This window comes from Streptomyces sp. NPDC126503 (genome assembly GCF_040302405.1).
GTDB classification, from domain to species: Bacteria; Actinomycetota; Actinomycetes; order Streptomycetales; family Streptomycetaceae; genus Streptomyces; species Streptomyces gulbargensis.
Map to the genome: position 1 here is coordinate 154,976 of NZ_JBEORS010000006.1, position 21,173 is coordinate 176,148.

Sequence of the window (21,173 nt, forward strand, 5' to 3'; positions counted from 1 at the left end):
ATGCCGCACGCCTCCGAGCCGTCCGCACCCCGCGAGACGGCCGTCTACACCCACGGTCATCACGAATCGGTCCTGCGCTCGCACACCTGGCGGACCGCCGCCAACTCCGCCGCCCACCTGCTGCCCGAGCTGCGCGCCGGACTGGACGTCCTCGACGTGGGCTGCGGGCCGGGCACCATCACCGCCGACCTGGCCGCGCTGGTGGCCCCCGGACGGGTCACGGCCGTCGACGCGGCCGAGGACGTCCTCGTCAAGGCCCGCACCACCGCCGCCGAACGGGGCCTGGACAACGTGGACTTCGCCGTCGCCGACGTCCACGCCCTGGACTTCCCCGACGACTCCTTCGACGTCGTCCACGCCCATCAGGTGCTCCAGCACGTGGGCGATCCGGTACGGGCCCTGAGCGAGATGCGCCGGGTCTGCCGGCCGGGCGGTGTGGTCGCCGCCCGGGACAGCGACTACCGGTCCTTCGCCTGGTACCCCGAACTTCCCGGCCTGGACGACTGGCTGGACCTCTACCGCCGGGTCGCGCGCGCCAACGGCGGTGAGCCCGACGCCGGACGGCGCCTGGTCTCCTGGGCCCGGCGGGCCGGCTTCACCGAGGTGACCGCCACCGCCACCGCCTGGTGCTTCGGCACGCCCGGGGAGCGGGAGTGGTGGAGCGGCCTGTGGGCCGACCGTACGACCTCCTCGGGCTACGCCGACCTGGCGGTGCGCGGCGGTCACGCCACGGCAGGCGACCTGGCCGCCGTCGCCGGGGCCTGGCGCGAATGGGGCGCCGCCGAGGACGCCTGGTTCATGGTGCCGCACGGCGAGATCCTCTGCCGCGTCTCCTGAACGGGACCGGAGGCAGGGGGCTGTCGGGCTCGGTGGCGGGCTCCCGGCCGAGGCCGGGGGCCGGGGCCGGAATATTGCCGGGCGGGGCGGCGGAGGGCGCCGTAGGGTGGCCGGTCGGCGCGCCGTGACGGCGCCCACCGCCCCCACCACCACAGGGAGTACGAGGCATGGGCACCCAGCACACCTACCGGGTCATCGTGCGCGGCACGTTCGACGGTCTGTCCGAGGAGGGCCGGGCCCGGCTGCTCGCCGAGGCGGACGCGCACGGGCTGAGCGCGATGCGGTTCACCGAGGAGGGATCGCTCGCCTACGACCGGACGCTCAAGCACTTCTCGTACCGGGTCGTCGTGGTCTCGGACGCGGAGGACGGCGAGGAGATGGCGGGCGCCCTCGCGGAGGAGCGCGTGGAACGGGCCCTGCGGGAGCTGGGGCACGGGTACAAGGGGCTGCGGTCGACGGTGACCGACCTCGACACGATGAAGATCAACTACAAGCGGTGACCGCCCAGCGCTCGTGGTCCCGCCAGGCCCCGTCGATGAACAGCATCGCCGGCGAAAACCCTTCGAGGCGGAAGCCGGCCCGGCGGACCAGGGCGCGCGAGGCGGCGTTGCCGGGCTGGATGTTGGCCTCCAGGCGGTGCAGCTCCATCGGCCCGAAGGCGTACGCGAGGACCAGCCCGAGCGCCTCGGTGAGCAGGCCGCGCCCGGCGGCGTGCGCGAAGGCGCCGTAACCCAGGGCTCCGCTGCGGAAGGCGCCCCGCACGATGTTGTTGATGTTGACGAACCCGGCGATGGCACCGCCCTCGGCGTGCTCGCACACCAGGAACCCGGCCCGGGCGGGGTCGTCGGTCAGCGCCCCCGCGTAGGCGGCGTACGCCTCCGTGGTGCGGGGCGGGAACAGCCACGGGCGGTGCAGCTCCCGGCTCTGCTCCGCCCGGGCGGTGAACTCCCCGGCGTCCTCGGCCGTGAAGGGGCGCAGGCCCACCCGGGGTCCCGAGGTCAGATAGCGCTCAAGATCGTCGGACATGGACCCAGGTTAACGAGGGGACGCCCGGCGCGCGGGGCGTGCCGCATGACTTGTCAGACAGCGCGCGCCGACTACGGTGGTCCCGGACGGACGGGATCAGGAGTCGAGGAGGAGCCGTGGCGGGCAGCGGGCAGCGGCGGCGGCCGGTCGTGGCGCTCTACGAGCGGATCGCGGACGCGGTGCACGACGGCACCTACCCGCCCGGTTCCACGCTCCCGTCCGAGCCGAAGCTCGCCGCCGAACTGGGGGTGAGCCGGCCCGCCCTGCGCGAGGCGCTGCTGCTGCTCCAGGAGGACGGGCTGCTCACGGTACGGCGCGGGGTCGGCCGCACGGTCAACGCCCGGCCGCCCCGGCGCGGCTTCGAGCAGCTCCAGCCGCTGGAGGGGCTGATCGGGGCGGGTGAGCCGCTGCGCGTGCGGGCCCTGCTGCGAACGGTCGAGGAGCCCACCGACTTCACCACCCAGCACCTGCACGCCCCGGCGCGGGCGGAGCTGCGGTTCTGGGAGTCCGTCCTGACCGGGGAGGGCGCGGCGGCGGCGCTGAGTCACGAGTGGGCGGCCGCCGACGAGGTGCTCGACGCGGTCCACCCCGCGTTCGCGCGGGCTCTGCGGGGGCTCGACGGGGAGCCGGGCGCGGCGGCCGTCTCCATGCTGGCGGTCCTGGTCGAGGCCTCCCGCGAGACGGACCTGAGCGCGCACAGCGGCGTCACGGCCACCCTGCTCGGCCGCCGGCGCGGGGAGCAGCTGGGGCGTCCGGCCGACACCCCCGCGGTGCTGGTCACCCAGGTCGTACGGGTCGGGGAGACGCCCGTCCTCGCGGCCAAGCACATGCTGCCGACCGGTGCGCCCGCGCTGCCGGTGCTGCACTCCCACTGACCGCGCCGCCGCGGCGGGCCGGAGGCGCCGATGAGCCGCCGGACACCCCTCGGTGGACCGCTGTCGCCGGTGTCACAGCGGCCGCCCGCCCCCGTGCCGTACACTTCCCGGCCATGCACTTGTCTGACAACCCTGCCACGCCTGCCGGCGCCTCCGTCTCCGAGTGGATCCGGCGCGCCCCCAAGGCCGTCCTCCACGACCACCTCGACGGCGGGCTGCGTCCCGCCACCATCGTCGAACTGGCCCGCGCCTGCGGTTACACCGCGCTGCCCACCGAGGACCCGGCCGAGCTGGCGGTCTGGTTCCGGGACGCCGCGGACTCCGGTTCGCTGGAGCGCTACCTGGAGACGTTCGCCCACACCTGCGCGGTGATGCAGACCCGCGAGGCGCTGTTCCGCGTCGCGGCCGAGTGCGCCGAGGACCTGGCGGCCGACGGGGTCGTCTACGCCGAGGTCCGTTACGCCCCCGAGCAGCACCTGGAGGGCGGTCTGACCCTGGACGAGGTCGTCGAGGCGGTCAACGAGGGCTTCCGCGAGGGCGAGCGCCGCGCCGGCGGCCGGATCACCGTCCGCACGCTGCTCACCGGCATGCGCCACACCGACCGCTCCCTGGAGATCGCCCGGCTCACGGTCGCCCACCGGGACAACGGCGTGGCCGGGTTCGACATCGCCGGTGGCGAGATCGGCAACCCGCCGGCCCGCCACCTGCCCGCCTTCCAGCACCTGAAGCGGGAGAACTGCCACTACACGATCCACGCCGGCGAGGCCGTCGGCGCCGAGTCGATCCACGAGGCCGTGCAGGTCTGCGGCTCCGAGCGGATCGGCCACGGAGTGCGGATCACCGACGACATCGCCGAGGACGGCACCCTGGGCCGGCTCGCCGCGTACGTGCGCGACAACCGGATCGCCCTGGAGGTCTGCCCGACCTCCAACCTCCAGACGGGCGCGGCGAAGGACTACGCCTCGCACCCCATCGACGAACTGCGCCGCCTCGGTTTCCGGATCACCCTGAACACCGACAACCGGCTCGTCTCCGGCACCACCATGAGCGAGGAGTTCCAGCACATGGTGGACGCCTTCGGCTACGGCCCGGAGGTCTTCGAGGAGTTCACGGTCGCCGCGCTGGAGGCCGCGTTCCTGCCGCTGCCGGAGCGGCAGCGCCTGATCGACGAGGTCGTGCGCCCGGGGTACGCGGCGCTGTAGGAGCCCCGGGGCGCCGACGCCCCACCCCCGCGCTGCGCGCCCCCGTCCACCGTGCCGCCCGGTCCCTCGTGGCCGGGCGGCACGGTGCGTCCGGGCGGCGGAGTGCGTCCCAGGCGGCAGTGTGCGGCCGGATCAGCCGACCCGGCCGCCGGCCAGCGGGAGGCTCAGGGTGCCGGTGTCCTCGGGAGCGCTGACGATCGTCACCGGCTTGATGCCCCGGTTGCCGGTGTAGGCGGTGTCACTGGCCGCGACGACGAACCGCAGCCGGTGCCCGGCCTCGTACCGGTGGGCGACGGCGGGCAGCTCGACGGTGAAGGGGCGGGTGACGTCCGGCACCCTGACCGGGGCGACCAGCCGGTTGACCAGGGTGGTCGTACCGTCGGGGGCCACGTCGTAGAGCTTGGCGAAGAGGACCAGCTTGTCGGCGGCGTCGCCGGAGTGCTGGACGCGTTCGGCCGCCGGGGAGACGACCTTCAGGGTGGCACGGGGTGCGCCGACGAGGTCGACGGGCGCGGCGAGCGGGGCGCTGGTCCAGCCGAGGTGGGTGCCCGGCAGGTCGTAGGGCCGGGGGTCGGGCAGCCCGATGAGGCCGGCGAGCGAGGACTCCGAGTGGCTCGTGGGCAGGAGCCCGTTCACGTACTGGCGTGCGCCGCGCGTGACCTTCGCCCGGCTGTCCACCAGCGTGCCGTCACCGGAGAGATACAGCTCCTGGCCGGGGGCCGGGAGCCGGTCGGCGGTCCCGTATCCGCTCGCCCAGGCGCGGTGGTAGGCGAAGGCCGGGCCGGGGCCGGCGGCGGGATCGCGACGCAGGTGCCGGTCGAACCAGGCGAGGATGCGCCGTCCGACGTACGAGTTCTCCGGCGCCCCCAGGTCGAGCTCCCCGGGCGCGGCCCCACCGCTGTGCCCTGTGGACTGCCAGATCATCCGGGTCTCGACGCCGCGCTTCCTGAGCCGCTCGTAGGTGGCCGTGGCCTCGTTGAGGGTGAAGAGGCTGTCGGCCTTGCCCTGGACGAGGAGGGTCGGGGCGTGCACGCGGTCGAGGTACGACACCGGGGAGACGCTCCGGGCGAAGGCGAGCATCTTCCGGGTCTCCGCCGCCGGGTAGCGGCCGGAGTTGAGGAGCCGTACGGTCTCGCAGGCCTCGGTGACGAAGTGGAGGCAGCCGAGCGTGTTGATCCTGCTGGGGTCGAGCGAGGGCGCGAGGAGCGGCTGGCCCTCGCCGATGAGGTAGAAGCCGTTGGCCCACTGCCATTTGAAGACGCCGGGGGTGTCGCGGTCGGCGGCGTTCGGGGCGAGGGAGTGGGCGAGGTCGTGCCAGGTGATGAGCGGGACGAGGGCGTCGAGGCGGTGGTCGACGGAGGCGGCGGCGAGCTGGACGGCGCCGCCGTAGGAGCCGCCGACCATGCCGACGCGCGGGTCGTCCGCGCCGTCCTTGAGGACGTAGTCGACGCGGGTGCCGTCGTCGGCGGCGCGGGTGCCGGCGAGGAAGTCGACGAGGCGGGCGGCCGCGCGGCCGTCGATCTCGGGATCGTCGAGGGAGATGAGGCAGCCGGAGGCACCGAATCCGAGCCCTGAGTAGACGAGGCTCACGTAGCCGCGCGTGGCGAAGGCCTTGCCGATGGCGTCGGTGGAGCCGTCGCGTTTGTCGCCGCCGAACCCGTTGGTGGCGAGCACGGCGGGCGCGGGACGGGTGGCGTCCACGCCGGCGGGCCGGTAGAGGTCGGCGTCGACCGAGCAATTCCGGTCCCCCGCGCGGACGGTGAAGCGGAGGGGGGTGACGGTGTACGGGGCCGGCTCGACCGCCGCCGTGCCCGAGGCACCGGTGGCGGCGCGGCTGCCGGGCGCTGCCCCGCTCGCGGGGGCGGCGAGGGCGAGGGGCGCGGCGAGGGCGGTCGCGGCGGCCACCCACGCGAGGGCCTTGCGGGATCGGGGGACGGCACGGCGCACGGAGACCTCCACACTGAGGACGGCACCCGGGAGGCCGATCGGCGTACCGACCGGTAGGTACCGAGTCGGCGCCCATGGTGTGGCACGGGCCAGGAGGCCGTCAACGCTTCTGACGAAGGTTGTTGACGCCGTTTCAGCAGCGGTGCGCGCCATACGGCGGTTCGCGGAGAAGCCCGTCCGCCCGGGCCGGCCCGCCCGGGGACGGAGGCTCGGGGCCGGCCCGCCGGGTCCGTCAGACGAGGGCCGGGGCGTCCAGGGTGAGCGTCCCCGCCCCCGCGTCGAGCACCGCCGGAACGCCGAGCGGCACGGTGAGCGCCGTCCCGCTGTGTCCGAAGCCCATCTCCTCCACCACGGGGACGCCGAGACCGCCGAGCCGGTCGGCCAGCACCGCCCGCACCTCCTCGTAGGGGCCGCACTCCTCCCAGGACCCGAGCCCGATGCCGGCCACGCCGTCGAGCCGGCCCGAGCGGAGCAGTTGGGTGAGGATCCGGTCGAGCCGGTACGGCTCCTCCCCGATGTCCTCCAGGAGCAGCAGCCCGCCGCGCGCGGAGGCCCGGCCGTCGGGGGTGCCGAGGCCGGAGGCGAGGAGGCTCACGCAGCCGCCGAGCGTCACGCCCCGCGCGCGGCCCGGCGCCAGGGCGCGGGCCGTCTCCAGGCCGAGGACCCGCACGGTCTCCGGATCGAACAGGGTGGCGCGCAGCGACTCCCGGGTGCGCGGGTCCTCCAGGAAGGCGGCGGCGGCGACCATGGGGCCGTGCAGAGTGGCGAATCCGGCGCGGACGGCGAAGGCCTCGTGCAGGGCGGTGACGTCGCTGTACCCGACGAAGACCTTGGGCCCGGCGTCGCGGATCGCCCGCCAGTCGAGCAGATCGACCATGCGCTGGGCGCCGTAGCCGCCGCGGGCGCAGAACACCCCGGCGACGGACGGGTCGCGGTACGCCTCCGTCAGGTCACGGGCACGGTCCCGGTCGGCGCCGGCCAGATAGCGCAGGATCGGGTGGGTGTCGAGGACGTGCGGGGCGACGACGGGCTCCAGGTCCCAGCCGCGCAGGACGGCGAGGCCCGCGTGGAGACGCTCCTCTGGGACCGGCCCGCAGGGGGCGACGACGGCCACCCGGTCGCCCGCCCGCAGGCGGGCGGGCCGGGCGAGCGGGGTCACCGGGGCAGGGGCGGTCATGTGCGCAGCTCCAGGTCCGGCACGTCGGTCCGGCTGAAGCCGAAGGTCCGGGCGTAGAGGGCCAGTTCGGCCTCCACTGCGCGGACCAGCGTGTCGGCGTCGCGGAAACCGTGGCCCTCTCCCTCGAAGGCGAGGTAGGCGTGCGGGACGCCCCGGCCGGCCGTGCGGGCGAGGAAGCGCTCGGCCTGCGCGGGCGGGCAGATGACGTCGTCGAGCCCCTGGAGCAGCAGGAAAGGGCTGGTGAGGCGGTCGACGTGCGCGACCGGGGAGCGGGCGTCGTATCGTTCGGGCACCTGGTCCAGCGGGCCGACCAGACCGTGGAGGTACTGGGACTCGAAGTCGTGCGTCTCGCCGGTGGCCCAGCCGCGCAGGTCGAGGATGGGGAAGAGGATGGTGCCGCAGGCGTAGACGTCGGTGAAGACGAGGGAGGCGGCCGTCGTCCAGCCGCCTGCGCTGCCGCCACGGATGGCGAGCCGGGCGGGGTCGGCGGCGCCCTCGTCGGCGAGGGCCGTGGCGACGGCGGCGCAGTCCTCGACGTCCACGACGCCCCACTCTTCCCGCAGCCGTTCCCGGTACTCCCGGCCGTAGCCGGTGGAGCCGCCGTAGTTGACCTCGGCGACGCCGATGCCGCGTGAGGTGAAGTAGGTGATCTCCAGGTCCAGGACGAGCGGGGCGTGCCCGCTGGGCCCGCCGTGGGCCCAGATCACGTACGGCGGCGGGGTGCCGGCCGGCCCTGTGCACCCGGGGTGGTGCGGCGGGTGGAGCTGGGCGTGGATCTCGCGGCCGTCGGGGCCGGTGAAGGTGCGGACGGACGGTTCGGAGAGGTAGGCGGGGTCGACGGCGTCGGTGTGGGCGGCTCCGACCACCCGGGAGCGGCCGGTGCAGGTGTCGAGTTCGACGATCTCGTAGGAGCGGCGCGGTCCGGCGGCGACGCCGGTGACCCGGGTGCCGTGGGCGGTGAGGGTGGAGGCCCACTCGGTCCAGGGGCCGGCGGCGTCGACCAGGGTGCCGGTCTCCGGGTCGAGTATGCCGAGGGCGGTGGTGCCCTTGCCGTGGACGACGGCGATCAGGCCGTTGTCCAGGGGCTGGAACCAGTTCAGCCCGATCTTCCAGAGCGGTCCGGCGAACTCCTCCTCCCGCGGGCAGAGCGGTTCCGGTGTGCCGAGGGTCCCGTCGGGGCGGGGCGCCGCCCGGTACAGGTTCCACCAGCCGGTGCGGTCACCGGCGAGGAGCAGCCGGCCCGAGGCGTCCCAGTCGATCTGGGCGATCGACTCCCCCGGTCCGCCGGCGACGGTCCTGGCTCCGCCGAAGGTTCCGTCGGGGGTGACCTCGGCCAGCAGGACCTCGGTGCCGTCCCAGGGCATCCGGGGGTGGTCCCAGGCGAGCCAGGCCGCTCTGCGCCCGTCGGGCGAGAGACGGGGTCCGGTGACGAAACGGTGGCGCCCGTCGGACAGTTCGCGCACGGCCCGGCGGTCCTCCGCGGCCGAGCCGTCCAGGGGAACGGCCGCGATCACCCGGCGGACGTCGGTCGGGGCGGGTCCCGTGAACTCCTCCAGGACGCACCACACCTCACCCCGCTCGGGACGCAGGACGGGGTCGACCCAGCGCAGCCCGCCGCCGACGGCGGAGACGGGGGTGAGCGGCCGGGGCGGCGCACCGGTGCCGGAGTCCGGCTCGTACGCGTACAGGCGCTGGTCGGGGAAGTGGCTGAAGACCACGAGCGGTCCCCCGCGGGGCCGGTCGGCGGCGGCCCAGGGCCGTCCGCCGTACTCGATCACCCGGCTGCGGACGTTCCAGGGGGCGGGCAGCACGCTTTCCTCGGTGCCGTCGGCCCGGCGCCGGACGAGGGCCCGCCGGCCGGCCTCGGCGGGACGGGGCGCCGTCCACCACAGCTCCTCGCCCACGGTTCCGAGGTACTCGGGCCGCCCGTCGCGCGCGGCGGCCAGCGCCGCCCCGACCGGAGAGGGCCACGTCCCGTACGGCGCCTCGGTCTTCGCCGGGCCGCCCCCGCTCACCGGTCCGCCTCCGGCGCGGCCGTCCGTGTCCGTCGCTCCGCCGCTCACGCCGTTCCCTCCCCCGGTCATGGTCCTCATCGCCTGCTTCCCCGCTTCCCGGCCTAGGCCGACGTCAGATAGTGGTCGAGCACGCGGACACCGAAGTGCAGGGCGTCCACCGGGACCCGTTCGTCGACGCCGTGGAACAGGGCTCCGTAGTCGAGGTCCGGCGGGAGCCTCAGCGGTGAGAAGCCGTAGCCGGTGATGCCGAGCCGGGAGAACTGCTTGGCGTCGGTGCCGCCGGACATGGTGAAGGGCACCACGTGCCCGTCGGGGTCGAAGCGCTCCACGGCGGCCCGGAGGTTGGCGAAGGTCGGCGAGTCCACCGGCGCCTCCAGGGGCACCTCCCGGTGGTGGAACTCCCAGCGGACGCCGGGCCCGGTGAGCCGGTCCATCGTCGTGGTGAACTCCTCCTCTCCGCCCGGCAGCATCCGCCCGTCCACGTAGGCCACGGCCTGGCCCGGGATGACGTTGACCTTGTACCCGGCCTCCAGCATCGTCGGGTTGGCGCTGTTGCGGACGGTCGCCTCCACGAGGGCCGCCGCAGGCCCCAGCTTGTCGAGCAGCAGGTCGACGTCGAGGTCCGGGTCGGTCGTGTCGACGTCGATGCCGTACAGGGCGGCGAGCTCGGTGAGGGCGGCGCGGACGGTCGTGGTGAGCCGGACCGGCCAGGTGTGCGCGCCGATCCGGGCGACGGCGGCGGCGAGCCGGGTCACCGCGTTCTCCCCGTTCACCTTGGAGCCGTGGCCCGCCCGCCCCTCGGCGGTCAGCTTGAGCCAGGCGGTGCCCCGCTCCCCCGCCGCGATCGGGTAGAGGGTCGTGCCCGGCTGCGGGTGGAAGCTGAACGCCCCGGATTCGCTGATGCCCTCGGTGCAGCCCTCGAAGAGGGCGGCGTGGCGGTCGGCGAGGAAGCCGGAACCGTCCTCGGCGCTGGCCTCCTCGTCGGCCGTGTAGGCGAGGACGATGTCCCGGCGGGGGCGCACGCCCCGCCGGGCCCAGGAGCGGACGACGGCCAGCACCATCGCGTCCATGTTCTTCATGTCGACGGCGCCGCGCCCCCACACCACTCCGTCGCGGATCTCCCCCGAGAAGGGGTGGACGGTCCAGTCGGCGGGCTCGGCGGGGACGACGTCCAGGTGGCCGTGGACGAGCAGCGCCTCGGCGGAGGGGTCGGTGCCGGGGATGCGGGCGACCACGTTGGTGCGGCCGGGGGTCCGCTCCAGGAGGGTGGGTTCGATGCCGGCCGCGGCGAGCCGCTCGGCCACGTACTCGGCGGCGGGACGCTCGCGGCAGTCACCGCCGCCCCGGTTGGTGGTGTCGATGCGGATCAGCTCGGAGGTGAAGGTGACCACCTCGTCGAGCGCCGCCGCGTCCGGTCCTCGGAGCTGCTCAGCCATACTGCTCCTCCACCGCGGCCGAGACGATGGTCGTGACCGCCTTGAACGTGCGAATTGCCTCGTACATCGTCCCCCCGGTGTAGGCGACGCGCCGCTCGCCGCTCCGCACCACGCCGGGAACCACCGTGGCGGCGGCACCGAGGTGCTCGGCGTCGAACTCCACCTCCACCGTGAACGGCCCGCCTTCCACGGGTTCGTGCCGCACGGCGAGTGCGGTGGCCTCCTTCGCCGCGGCCCGGATGTCGGCGGCCGTGCGCGCCGGCGTGCGGCACACCGCCGCGTACCGCGAGACGTGGTCCTTGACGGCGACCTTGCGGGCCTCCGGCGCGTACCCGAGGGCGTCCTCGCAGGTCAGGTCGTCGCCGGTGACGAGGACGACCGGCACGCCGAACTCGGCGACCACGCGCGCGTTGAGCAGGCCCTCGCTCGCCCGCTCGCCGTCGAGCCAGACCCCGGTGATCGAATTGGCGAGGTAGGTGTGGGCGAGGACGCCCTCGGTGCCGGCGCCCATGTGGTAGCCGACGAAGGCGATGCCGTCGACGTCCCCGCGCTGCACGCCCTCCACCATGGAGAGGGCCTTGTGCCGTCCGGTGAGCATCTCGACCCGCTCGTCGAGCCGCTCCAGGAGCAGGTTGCGCATGGTCCAGTGCGCCTCGTTGACGAGGACCTCGTCGGCGCCGCCGTCGAAGAAGCCGAGCGCGGCCGCGTTGACGTCGGAGGTGAACATCGACCGGCAGCGCTCCCACTGGGGCGTGCCGGGCAGCACGTCGGCGGGCCAGGTCACGCCGGTCGCGCCCTCCATGTCGGCGCTGATGAGGATCTTCATGCCTGGCACCGTACGCGTCGCCCGGCACGCCCACCACCCCTGTGGAAAACCGTCGTTGGCCTGGACCTGTGGTGTTCACCGGGACGGCGGTACGGTGGCCCGTCAGGGGTCGGCGAGGGTGCGGGGATCGGTCCCGGCGAGGCCTCGCAGCGCCCCGGCGGCCCGTTCCTCCGGCGGTGTCCCGTCGTCGGGCAGCCGCCACAGGAACTGCCGTGACTCCGGGCCGCCGGGCGCGGCCGGAGGGGCGGTGAGCGGCGGTCCGGTGAAGGTGACGAGGGTGGTGTCCGGCGCGGAGAAGTCGGTGCCGGTCCAGCCCGGCTCCAGGCCCCAGCGGGTGAGGAGTCCGGGCCGGTCGCGCAGTCCCGCCGCGATCAGGCGGGCGGTGCGCCGGGAGAGGGCGCTCCGCTCGCGAACACCGGTCGCGAGCAGCGCGCGCTCCGTCGCCGCGACGGCGGTGGGCGCCGCCCGGGACGCGGTGAGGTGGTCGAGGAGCACGCCGGTCACCGCGGCGCGGGCCTCGCGGTGGCGGAGTCCGGGTCGGCGCGGGGCGTCCGGGGGGCGGGCGGTGGGGGGCAGCGGGTGGCCGCCCGGCGGCGGCAGGGGGCCGGCGGCGCGGAGGCGCTCGGCGTGGTCGTACAGGGCGGGAGGCGGTACGGCCCGGGGGCCGCCGCAGCGGAGGCGAGCGCGGGGCGCTCGTGCGGGGCGCTCACCGCGCGGGGCGGGACTCGTTTCCGTAGGTCATGGCGCCATTGTGTCCGCCGCCCGCCGGACGCGCCGGCGGTTTTCACGACGAGGGATGGCTCGAATCGGATGAAAGACCTGCAAGAGGTACGTATAGGCTGTCCGCCGCAGTTGTCGTACCCGACCCTTCCGGAGCGCTCTCGGTGACCCTCGCCCTCGACCCGTCCGACGCCGGCCCCACGGCTCCGTCCCCCGACCTCGCCCCCGACTCCGCCGCCGTGGCGGAGGAGCCGGAGTTCTGGGTGCCGAAGGCCCCGGACGACGAAGCCGCGACGACCGCAGGCCCGGAAACCGGCCCAGGGGCGGACGCCGTCCCCGGGGACTCCTCCGGGGCCGCGGCCGACGCCGACCCCGTCGTCGTCCGGGACGCCCGCGACTTCGGTGTCTACGCCAGGACCGGTGGCTGGACCTTCGCGCTCAAGGTGGCCCGGAGTGTGCGGCCGGGCGGGCAGCCCGCCGAGGGCACCGCGCGGGCGAAGGTGTCGGCGAAGGCCTTCGCCGCCCTCGCCGGCTGCTCGCCGGAGCGGGTCATGCGCCACTACAAGGCCTGGGACATGGCGGCCGACGACGGCCTGGTGCCGCAGTTCGAGGTCCTGGTGCCCGGCGAGGACGTGGAACTGCCCGACGCGGACGTCTGGCTGTCGTACTACACCTCCCGCAACAGCGCCTCCTCGGTGCGCGGCCAGGCGATCAGCGCGGCGGCCGAGGCGGAGGGCATCCGGCCGACCAAGGCCCTGGAGGTCGCGGAGAACCCGACCGCGCTGCGGGCCGCGATCCTGGCCGACCCCGGGACGGCCGAGGCCGCGCGCGGTGCCCTGCTCGACCGCGTGAAGGAGGACCCGGCCCTCCAGACCGAGCTGGCCCGCGCCATCGCCTCCACCGGGGACCTGAAGAAGGCGGTCGCGCAGGAGGCGAAGGCGGCCGACCGCATCGCCTACGTCCGCCAGATCGCGGAGAACGGCCGGGTCAGGACCCCCGCCGGGCAGACGGTGGAGGCTCCGGCGGAGCTGCGCGCCGAGGCCGAGCGGCACCTGACCCTCCTGGATGAGCTGGACGACTCCGAGGAGGCCGGCGAGTGGGCCGGCGAGGCGTACGAGGCGGTCCGGGGCCTGGTGGCGAAGGCGGTCGAGGAGGACCCGGCGCTGCGGGTCCAGGAGCGCAGGACCCGCTTCTACAACAGTCTCCAGAAGGCGACGAAGGTCTTCGAGGAGCTGACCCTGGACGAGGTGATGGAGGAGGACATCTACGAGGACGACATGCTCCAGCGCCTCGAAGCCCTCCAGGAGGCGATCGGCTCCTGCATCAGCGCGCTGCGCAGGGCGACGACCGCCTCCTCCTGACCCGGTGTCCCTGTCCCGGGCCGCCCGGGCTCAGTCGTGGTGGCCGAGCTGCAGGTCGCGCTCGGTGCGGCCGCCGCCGGCCACCTGGAGGACGGTGGCGACCGGCGGGTAGCCGGCGGCGATGACCGTGTACTCGCCCGAGGACAGGTCCACGAAGCGGAAGGTGCCGTCGGGGCCGGTGGTGAGGGTGTCGACCACGTTCCCCGCCGCGTCGAGCAGGGTCACCCGGGCGTCCTCGACGGGACGTCCGCCGCCGGCCCGCACCGTGCCGCGCAGCACCGCCCCGCCGGCCAGTTCGATGTCCTGGCGGGTCTCCCGGGAGGACTGCACGCTCACCGGGAGGGCGGCGGGCCGGAAGGCGGGGGCGCTGGCGGCGAGGGTGTACTCGCCGGCGACCAGTTCGCCGATGACGTACCCGCCCTCGCGTCCGCTGCGGGTGGAGGCGACGACCTCCCCGCGGACGTCGGTGAGGGTGACGGCCGCGTCGCGTACGGGGGTGCCGTCGGCGGTGAGGACGCTGCCGGCGAGCCGGCCCGCGCCGCCGAGGACCACGTCGAGCTCCACCGGCCGGTCGCCGACGGTCACGGAGACGGCCTGCGGCTGGTGGCCGCCGGCGGCGGCGATCAGCACGTACGGGCCGGGGCCGGGGACGCTCAGCGCGTACCGGCCGTCCTCCCCGCTCGCCCCGCGCCCGACCTGGCGGCCCTGCACGTCGATGAGGGTGAGCGCGGCCCTCGGCACGCGGCTGCCGTCGTGGTGCTGGACGGCGCCGCAGACGGGGACGCCGGAGTGCGGGGGCACGGTGGCGTGGCCGGCGGGGGACGCGGCGTGCCGGGCGGGCGGGACCGCCTGGGCCGGGGCGTCGGCGAAGGAGTCGGTGCGGGCCTCGGTGGCGGGGCTGTGGTGGGACACCAGCGGTTTCTCCTTGAGGAAGAAGGCGAGGACGAGGCCGAGCACGAGGACCGGCACGAGGTAGAGGAAGATCCGCGGCATCGCCTCCGCGTACGCCTGGATGTAGGCGTCGCGCAGGGCGGGCGGAAGGGTGTGGACCGTCTGCGGGGTGATCGACTCGGCGGGCGGGAGTCCGGCGGCGCCGGCCGGCGCGGGGAGGGCGGCGAGGCGGTCGCCGAGGGCGTCGTCGAGCCGGGACGCGAAGAGGGTGCCGAAGACGGCGGCGCCGACGCTGCCGCCGATCTGGCGGAAGTAGTTGTGGGCGCTGGTGGCGGTGCCGAGGTCGGTGGGGCGGACGGAGTTCTGGACGGCGAGGATCAGCACCGGCATGACCAGGCCGATGCCGGTGCCGAGGACGGCCTGCCACAGGCTGTGCGTGAGGCGCGGGGTGTCCGCGTCCATGCGGGAGAGCAGCCACATGCCGAGGACGGAGACGGCGCCGCCGGCGAGCGGGTAGATCTTGTAGTGGCCGGTACGGGTGATCAGCTGGCCCGAGACGACGGAGGCGATGACGATGCCGCCCATCAGGGGGAGCATCAGCAGCCCGGACTCGGTGGCGGTGGCGCCCTCGACCATCTGCAGGAACGTGGGCAGGTAGCTGGCGGCGCCGAAGAGGGCGATGCCGACGACGGCGCCGACGAGGCTCGTGACGGTGAAGACGGAGTCGCGGAACAGCCGCAGGGGGATGAGGGGTTCGGGCGCGAAGTGCTCGACGACCAGGAAGAGGAGGGCGGTTCCGGCGGCGCCGCAGCCGAGGCCGATGATGACGCGGGAGTCCCAGGCGTACTCGGTCCCGCCCCAACTGGTCAGCAGGACGAGGCAGGTGGAGGCGGCGGCGAGCAGCAGGGTGCCGAGGACGTCGAAGCGGGCGCGCACGGCCGGTTTCGGCAGCTTGAGGACGGTGGCGACGACGGCCAGGGTGAGGAGCCCGAAGGGCACGTTGAAGTAGAAGCACCACCGCCAGGAGACGTGGTCGGTGAAGAAGCCGCCGAGCAGCGGGCCGGCGACGGAGGCGAGGCCGAAGGCGGCACCGATGAGCCCCATGTACCGGCCGCGCTCCCGGGCGGGGACGATGTCGGCGATGATCGCCTGGACGCCGATCATCAGGCCGCCGGCCCCGACGCCCTGCAGGGCGCGGAAGGCGATCAGCTCGTCCATGGTGCGGGACCAGCCGGCCAGGCCGGAGCCGATGACGAAGACGACGATGGCGAAGAGGAAGACGCTCTTGCGGCCGAGCAGGTCACCGAGCTTCCCGTAGACCGGCAGACCGATGGTGGAGGTCAGCAGGTAGGCGGTGATCGCCCAGGACATCCGGTCCAGGCCCTGGAGTTCACCGACGATGCGGGGCAGGGCGGTGGCGACGATCATCTGCTCCAGCGCGGCGAGGAGCAGCGCGAGCATGAGGCCGCAGAAGACGAGCCGGACCCGGCGCGGGTCGAGGGCGGGCTCGGGGCCGGCGGGGTGCGGCGGGCCGTCGGGCGGACCACCGGCGGGGCCGCCCGTGTCATCGCCGGCGGGGCGGTCGGCGGGCCCGCCCGTGAGGAGCGGGGCCGTGTCCGCGAGCGCGGTGGGCCCGGCCGGCTCCCCCGTGCCCCCGGCGTTCTTCGCCATCGTGATCCCGCCCACGCGCTGCTCCCCTCGTCACGGCCTGCGGCCGTCACGGTCCCTGCGCGTCACGGCCTCTGCGCCGGGCCATTCTTCGCATCGGGCGCGAAGCGGGAGCAAGTCGGGCGGGAACGGCGGGCGGTGGGGAGCGGCGGGGCGAACGCCCTTGCGCCCCGGCGCACTTGGGCGCTCATCAGCACGTTTGCCGTGCGCCCCGCGCCCCCTGCGCGCGTACGGCGCGAGCACGGGGACGCGGGAATCCACTCGAATAGGGGAACGCGCGGGCGTTACTTCTCGGTCTCCTCGGCGAGGCGGGCGAGCACGGCGTCGTAGATCCGGGCCAGCCCCTTGGGAGCGAAGGTCCGCTCGAAGAAACCGCCGATGCCGCCGGCGCCGTTCCAGACGGTGGTGACCACGACGCGGGACCTGCCCTCCCCGGCGGGGGTGACGACCCAGGTGGTGACCATGGAGGAGTTGCGGTCCTTCTCGACGAGCTGGCCTTCGGTGGGCTCGGTGACCTCCAGGAGGCAGTCGCGGACGCGCTTGCTCGTGGCCTGGAGCTTCCAGTGGACGAGCGTGCCCGCGCCGTCACCGCCCTCCCGCACCTCGTACTCGCTGAAGTGCTCGGGGAGCAGCTTCGCGCGCGTGCCGCTGTAGTCGGCCAGCGCGTCGAACACCGTCTCCGCGTCGGCGGCGACGATCCGTTCCGTGGTGGCTTCGACCTGCGCCATCGCATTTCCTCCAGCTCGTGGTTCCTCGGGGACGTGGCCCAAGGGAACCACGTGGCCTCCGGGGCGCGAAATCCGGGTCGCGGCGATCAAGGGAACATGTGTTCTATTCTGAGCGCACGACCGGCCCGTACCCCCCGAGGAGGCGTCCATGCGCTGGGACCACCTGGGCGACACCCCCGCCGCTCCCGCCGACACCGCCCTGTTCGGTACGGACGCGGTCACCACCCGTACGTTCGACACGCCGGAGTTCCGCGGCATCACCTTCCACGAGGTGCGGGCCCGCTCGATCCTGAACCGGGTGCCCGGGGCCTCCCGCATGCCGTTCGAATGGACGGTCAACCCGTACCGCGGTTGCAGTCACGCGTGCGTCTACTGTTTCGCGCGCAAGACGCACAGCTATCTCGACCTCGACACCGGCCTCGGCTTCGACTCGCAGATCGTGGTGAAGGTGAACGCCCCCGAGCTCCTCGCCCGGCAGCTCGCCTCGCCGCGCTGGCAGGGGGCGCACATCGCGATGGGCACGAACGTCGACTGCTACCAGCGGGCGGAGGGCCGGTACCGCCTGATGCCGGGCATCCTCACGGCCCTGCGCGACCGGGCCAACCCCTTCTCCATCCTCACCAAGGGCACCATGATCCTGCGGGACCTGGACCTGCTGGTGGAGGCGGCCCGGGTCACCGAGGTCGGCGTCTCCGTCTCGGTCGGCTTCACCGACCAGGAGCTGTGGCGGACGATCGAGCCGGGCACCCCCTCGCCGCAGCGCCGCCTCGACGTGGTCCGCGCCCTCGGCGACCACGGCATCGGCTGCGGCGTCCTCATGGCCCCCGTGGTGCCCTTCCTCGGCGACGGACCCGAGCAGCTGCGGGAGACCGTCCGCGCCATCGCCGCGTCCGGCGCGACCTCCGTCACGCCCCTCGTGCTCCATCTGCGCCCCGGCGCGCGCGAGTGGTTCATGGAGTGGCTCGGCCGGCACCACCCCGGCCTGGTCCGGCGGTACGAGCGGATGTACGGGGACGGGGCCTACGCGCCGACCTGGTACCAGCGCCGGATCACCCGTCAGGTGCACGAGTTCGCCGCCGAGTTCGGCATCGGCCCGGCGGGCCGGGGCGCCTCCCGGCGGATCTCCGGGCCGCGGGACGCTCCGGAGGCGGCGCCGACGCCGGTGCCCGAGCAGCTGACACTGCTCTGAACCCCCCGCCTGCCGCCCCCCTTTCGGGTCAACTCTCGGCCGGCCGGGTCCTGTCGCGGCCCGCGCGGGGCACGCACGCCCTATGACCTCACGCGCAGGAATGCTGATCGCCGCTGGAGCGCTGGTCGCCGGGACGGTGACCGTCCTGCCCGCCTCCGCCGCCGGCCCCGCCGGGCCGGCTCCCCGGCCGGTGCCGCCGCTCGTCTGGACCGACTGCGGCACCAAGGCCTCTCCGAAGCTCCAGTGCGCCTCCCTGAAAGTGCCGCTGAACCACGACGACCCGGCGGGGCGCACCGTCACCCTCGCCCTGTCCCGCGTCCCGCACACGGCGAAGACCTTCCAGGGTCCGCTCCTGGTCAACCCGGGCGGGCCCGGTGGCAGCGGCCTCGGGATGGCCGGTTACGTGGCGTCCTCGCTGCCCCCGGACGTCGCCGCCCAGTACGACGTGATCGGCTTCGATCCGCGCGGCGTCGGCCGGAGCGAGCCGGCCCTCGACTGCCGGCCCGGCCACTTCGCGCCCGTACGGCCCGACTCGGTGCCGCGCGGGGCGGCGGCCGAACGGGCCTCGGTCGAGCGGGCCCAGGAGTTCGCCGCGGCCTGCGGGAAGAAGTACGCCGACGTCCTGCCGTACATCGACACCGTCAGCACCGCCCGTGACCTGGACCGCATCCGGCACGCGCTCGGCGCCCCGGCCCTGAACTACCTCGGCTACTCGTACGGCAGCTACCTGGGCGCAGTCTACGCCCGGCTGTACCCGGACCGGGTGCGGCGGATGGCCCTCGACTCCGTGGTCGACCCGCGGGGGGTCTGGTACGAGGACAACCTCGCGCAGGACGTCGCCTTCGACTCCCGCCACAAGGCCTTCCTGGCCTGGGTGGCGCGGCACGACGCGGTGTACCGGCTGGGCACCGACCCGCACGCGGTCGAGGCGGCCTGGTACCGGATGCGGGAGGACCTGGCCGCGCGCCCGGCCGGCGGCACGGTGGGCCCGGGCGAGCTGGAGGACACCTTCCTGCCGGGCGGCTACTACGACGGCTACTGGCCCCGGCTGGCGAGCGCCTTCTCCGCGTACGTCAACGACGGCGACGCGGGGGCTCTCGTGGCGGCGTACGAGCGGTACGGGGAGGCCGACGCCACCGCCGACAACGGCTACTCGGTCTACACGAGCGTGCAGTGCCGGGACGCGGCCTGGCCGCGCGACTGGAGCGTGTGGCGCAAGGACAACTGGGACGTGCACGCCAAGGCACCGTTCTCCACCTGGAACAACGCCTGGTACAACGCTCCCTGCGCGTTCTGGCCGGTGGAGCCGCTCAGCCCGCCGGACGTCCGCAACGACGAGGTGCCGCCGGTCCTCATCCTCCAGGCGACGGACGACGCGGCGACCCCGTACGGGGGCGCGGCGGCCCTGCACCGGCTGCTGCGCGGTTCGAGCCTGGTGGTGGAGGACGGCGGCGGGAACCACGGCGTGACGCTCGCCGGCAACGCGTGCGTGGACGGGCACCTGGCCGCCTTCCTGGCCACGGGCGCGGTGCCGCGCGGCAAGGCCGGCGCGGAGGCGGACGCGGTCTGCGCGGCGCTGCCCGAGCCGGAGGCCGCCTTCGTCCCCACGACCGGGAGGGCCCCGGGGAAGGCGCCGGAGAAGCAGGCGCGGGGCGTGAGCCCGGAGCGGGCCTCCGAAAGGTCACGGGAAACGGCGGCGGCGCGCGGCACCGGCGCCGGCGTCGCGGAGAACGGCGGGGCCGCGGGGACCGCCCGGGCCGGCGAGGCCGCGGGGGCCACGCTCCACGAGCTCCTCGGCCACGTGCGCTGATCCCCCGCCCGGGCTCCTCGCCGTGGTCTTCGCCACAGACGGCGCCCGCACCCCCTCGGGTGGCGGGCGCTGTCAGTGGCGTACGCGAGGATGTCCGGCATGACCAGTCACCTCACCCACGTCCCCGCCCCCGAGGGCCTCGCCGCCAGCCCCCAGTACAGCCACGTGGTCTGGGGCACCGGCCGGTTCGTCGCGATATCGGGGCAGTGCGCCCTGGACGCGTCCGGGGCCGTGGTGGGCGAGGGGGACGCGGTGGCCCAGGCGCGTCAGGTCTTCGCCAACCTGGAGCGCTGTCTGGCGGCGGCCGGCGCCGGTTTCGGGGACGTGGTGAAGCTGACCTACTACGTCACGGACGTGGCCCACCTGCCCGCGGTACGCCAGGCGCGGGACGCCCACTTCGCCGGGGCGCCGCTGCCGGCGAGTTCGGCGGTGCAGGTCTCCGCGCTGGTCCGGCCCGAACTGCTGGTGGAGATCGAGGCGTTCGCGCTGGTGCCCGTGGGCCCCGCCGCGGTGCCGGACGGCACGGGGGCGGAGCTCCGCCTGGTGCGCTGAGCCGTGCGCCCGGCCGTCCTCAGGGAGCGAGCCGGGCCAGTGACCGTTCGGCCTCGCGGCCGAGGCGGGGGTGCGGCAGGGCGGCCTCGAGGGCGGGGCGGGCCCGGGGGTCGCCGAGGGCGCCGAGGCCCTCGACGCAGGCGAGGCCGACCCGCCAGTGCGGGTCGTCGGGAGCGAGCCGCCGGCCGAGGACGGTGATCAGGGCCGGTACGGACTCGGGGGCGCGCAGCCCCGCGAGGAGCCGGACCGGCACGAGGGCGTAGGCGGCGCGGAGTTCGTTGGTGGCGAGCGCGGCGGCCGCGCGGGCGGTGCGCGGGTCGCCGAGCCGGGCGAGGGCGTGGGCGGCGGTCACACAGCGCTCGGGGTCCCGGTGGTTCAGGAAGAGGATCAGCGACTCGAAGGCGCGCGGGTCCCCGGAGAGACCGAGGGTGACGGCGGCGATCTCGCGGGCCCAGAGGGGTTCGCCGGGGGCGGTGAGGACGCGGTGGAGTTCTTCGGGATCGCGGGCGGCGGCGAGTTCCGCGAATGCCGGCGGGAGTTCTCCGGAGTCGTTCTCGATCTCGTCGCGCAATCGATCGATCATCGAGCAGAATTCCGGATCCTCGGCGATTTCCATGAATGGGAGCCTATCCGCGATCCAGATCACACTTTCTCAACTTCCCGGGACTGGCGCGCTCGTTACCGGCCGGTTAGTCTCAGGTGAGCGGGGCACCCCCCGCACTTCCCGCAACGGCCTGGTGACGCAGCCGTGGTGGGAGGTTCCGTGCCGCGAGGTGCGGGACTGTTCGTCGGTTCGGCAGTTTTCGACGTGACTCCGGGACAGAGTCCGTCGCTTTTCACCGGGGGCTCCGCCCCCGTTCTCCGGGCGCTGCCCGTGTGCTTTCCGCGCCCTCTCGCGCGCCACTGCCTTCAG

18 protein-coding genes are annotated in these 21,173 nt (G+C 74.7%); 8 read left to right on the forward strand and 10 right to left on the reverse strand.

The annotated features are described in order from the left end of the window. Complete coding sequence (locus ABTY40_RS10795; protein ID WP_352059189.1) at positions 1–837, forward strand: methyltransferase domain-containing protein; 837 nt, start codon at positions 1–3, stop codon at positions 835–837. A gap of 167 nt (positions 838–1,004) precedes the next feature. Continuing rightward, positions 1,005–1,337 (forward strand): DUF6204 family protein, encoded by a 333-nt coding sequence (locus ABTY40_RS10800; RefSeq protein ID WP_352059190.1) that lies wholly within the window; start codon positions 1,005–1,007, stop codon positions 1,335–1,337. Here ABTY40_RS10800 and ABTY40_RS10805 read toward each other — a convergent pair. Further along, entirely contained in the window at positions 1,321–1,863 is a 543-nt protein-coding gene (locus ABTY40_RS10805; RefSeq protein WP_352059191.1) for a GNAT family N-acetyltransferase, read from the reverse strand. The genes ABTY40_RS10800 and ABTY40_RS10805 overlap by 17 nt on opposite strands. Positions 1,864–1,979: 116 nt before the next feature. Here ABTY40_RS10805 and ABTY40_RS10810 point away from each other — a divergent pair, with 116 nt between their 5' ends. After that, a complete protein-coding gene (locus tag ABTY40_RS10810) occupies positions 1,980–2,738 on the forward strand; it encodes a GntR family transcriptional regulator (protein ID WP_352059192.1) in 759 nt (252 codons plus the stop codon). 113 nt (positions 2,739–2,851) lie between these two features. After that, positions 2,852–3,940: an adenosine deaminase gene (locus ABTY40_RS10815; protein WP_352059193.1), complete on the forward strand. Its 1,089-nt coding sequence runs from the start codon at positions 2,852–2,854 to the stop codon at positions 3,938–3,940. Positions 3,941–4,072: 132 nt separating this feature from the next. Here ABTY40_RS10815 and ABTY40_RS10820 read toward each other — a convergent pair whose 3' ends face one another. From ABTY40_RS10820 to ABTY40_RS10845, 6 genes are all read right to left on the reverse strand, one after another. Then, positions 4,073–5,887: a CocE/NonD family hydrolase gene (locus ABTY40_RS10820; protein ID WP_352059194.1), complete on the reverse strand. Its 1,815-nt coding sequence runs from the start codon at positions 5,885–5,887 to the stop codon at positions 4,073–4,075. A gap of 232 nt (positions 5,888–6,119) precedes the next feature. Beyond that, entirely contained in the window at positions 6,120–7,064 is a 945-nt protein-coding gene (locus ABTY40_RS10825; RefSeq protein WP_352059195.1) for a S66 peptidase family protein, read from the reverse strand. After that, positions 7,061–9,079, reverse strand: a complete 2,019-nt coding sequence (locus ABTY40_RS10830; RefSeq protein WP_352059323.1) for a S9 family peptidase — start codon at positions 9,077–9,079, stop codon at positions 7,061–7,063. The genes ABTY40_RS10825 and ABTY40_RS10830 overlap by 4 nt, the downstream gene beginning before the upstream one ends. A gap of 101 nt (positions 9,080–9,180) precedes the next feature. After that, positions 9,181–10,515: a M20/M25/M40 family metallo-hydrolase gene (locus tag ABTY40_RS10835; protein WP_352059196.1), complete on the reverse strand. Its 1,335-nt coding sequence runs from the start codon at positions 10,513–10,515 to the stop codon at positions 9,181–9,183. Beyond that, positions 10,508–11,341, reverse strand: coding sequence for a M55 family metallopeptidase (locus tag ABTY40_RS10840; protein ID WP_352059197.1), 834 nt, complete (start codon positions 11,339–11,341; stop codon positions 10,508–10,510). The genes ABTY40_RS10835 and ABTY40_RS10840 overlap by 8 nt, the downstream gene beginning before the upstream one ends. Before the next feature lie 102 nt (positions 11,342–11,443). Then, positions 11,444–11,836 carry a hypothetical protein gene (locus tag ABTY40_RS10845; RefSeq protein ID WP_352059198.1) on the reverse strand — a complete coding sequence of 131 codons (393 nt, stop codon included), beginning with the start codon at positions 11,834–11,836 and terminating at the stop codon, positions 11,444–11,446. 389 nt (positions 11,837–12,225) lie between these two features. On the opposite strand from ABTY40_RS10845, the gene ABTY40_RS10850 reads away from it, so the two are divergent. Then, positions 12,226–13,422, forward strand: coding sequence for a hypothetical protein (locus ABTY40_RS10850; protein WP_352059199.1), 1,197 nt, complete (start codon positions 12,226–12,228; stop codon positions 13,420–13,422). Between the two features lie 30 nt (positions 13,423–13,452). On the opposite strand, the gene ABTY40_RS10855 is transcribed toward ABTY40_RS10850, so the two are convergent. Next, positions 13,453–15,984 (reverse strand): MFS transporter, encoded by a 2,532-nt coding sequence (locus ABTY40_RS10855; protein ID WP_352059324.1) that lies wholly within the window; start codon positions 15,982–15,984, stop codon positions 13,453–13,455. Between the two features lie 281 nt (positions 15,985–16,265). Beyond that, positions 16,266–16,709: an SRPBCC family protein gene (locus ABTY40_RS10860; RefSeq protein ID WP_352059200.1), complete on the reverse strand. Its 444-nt coding sequence runs from the start codon at positions 16,707–16,709 to the stop codon at positions 16,266–16,268. 148 nt (positions 16,710–16,857) lie between these two features. Between ABTY40_RS10860 and ABTY40_RS10865 the strand changes: the two genes are divergently transcribed. The 3 genes from ABTY40_RS10865 to ABTY40_RS10875 all read left to right on the forward strand — a co-directional run bounded on the left by ABTY40_RS10865 (position 16,858) and on the right by ABTY40_RS10875 (position 20,260). Continuing rightward, positions 16,858–17,898, forward strand: a complete 1,041-nt coding sequence (locus ABTY40_RS10865) for an Rv2578c family radical SAM protein (RefSeq protein WP_352059201.1) — start codon at positions 16,858–16,860, stop codon at positions 17,896–17,898. Positions 17,899–17,980: 82 nt separating this feature from the next. Beyond that, a complete protein-coding gene (locus ABTY40_RS10870) occupies positions 17,981–19,708 on the forward strand; it encodes an alpha/beta hydrolase (RefSeq protein ID WP_352059202.1) in 1,728 nt (575 codons plus the stop codon). A 99-nt stretch (positions 19,709–19,807) separates the two neighbouring features. Further along, positions 19,808–20,260 carry a RidA family protein gene (locus ABTY40_RS10875; RefSeq protein WP_352059203.1) on the forward strand — a complete coding sequence of 151 codons (453 nt, stop codon included), beginning with the start codon at positions 19,808–19,810 and terminating at the stop codon, positions 20,258–20,260. A 19-nt stretch (positions 20,261–20,279) separates the two neighbouring features. Here ABTY40_RS10875 and ABTY40_RS10880 read toward each other — a convergent pair whose 3' ends face one another. Next, entirely contained in the window at positions 20,280–20,876 is a 597-nt protein-coding gene (locus tag ABTY40_RS10880; protein WP_352059204.1) for a HEAT repeat domain-containing protein, read from the reverse strand. Positions 20,877–21,173 lie beyond the last annotated feature (297 nt).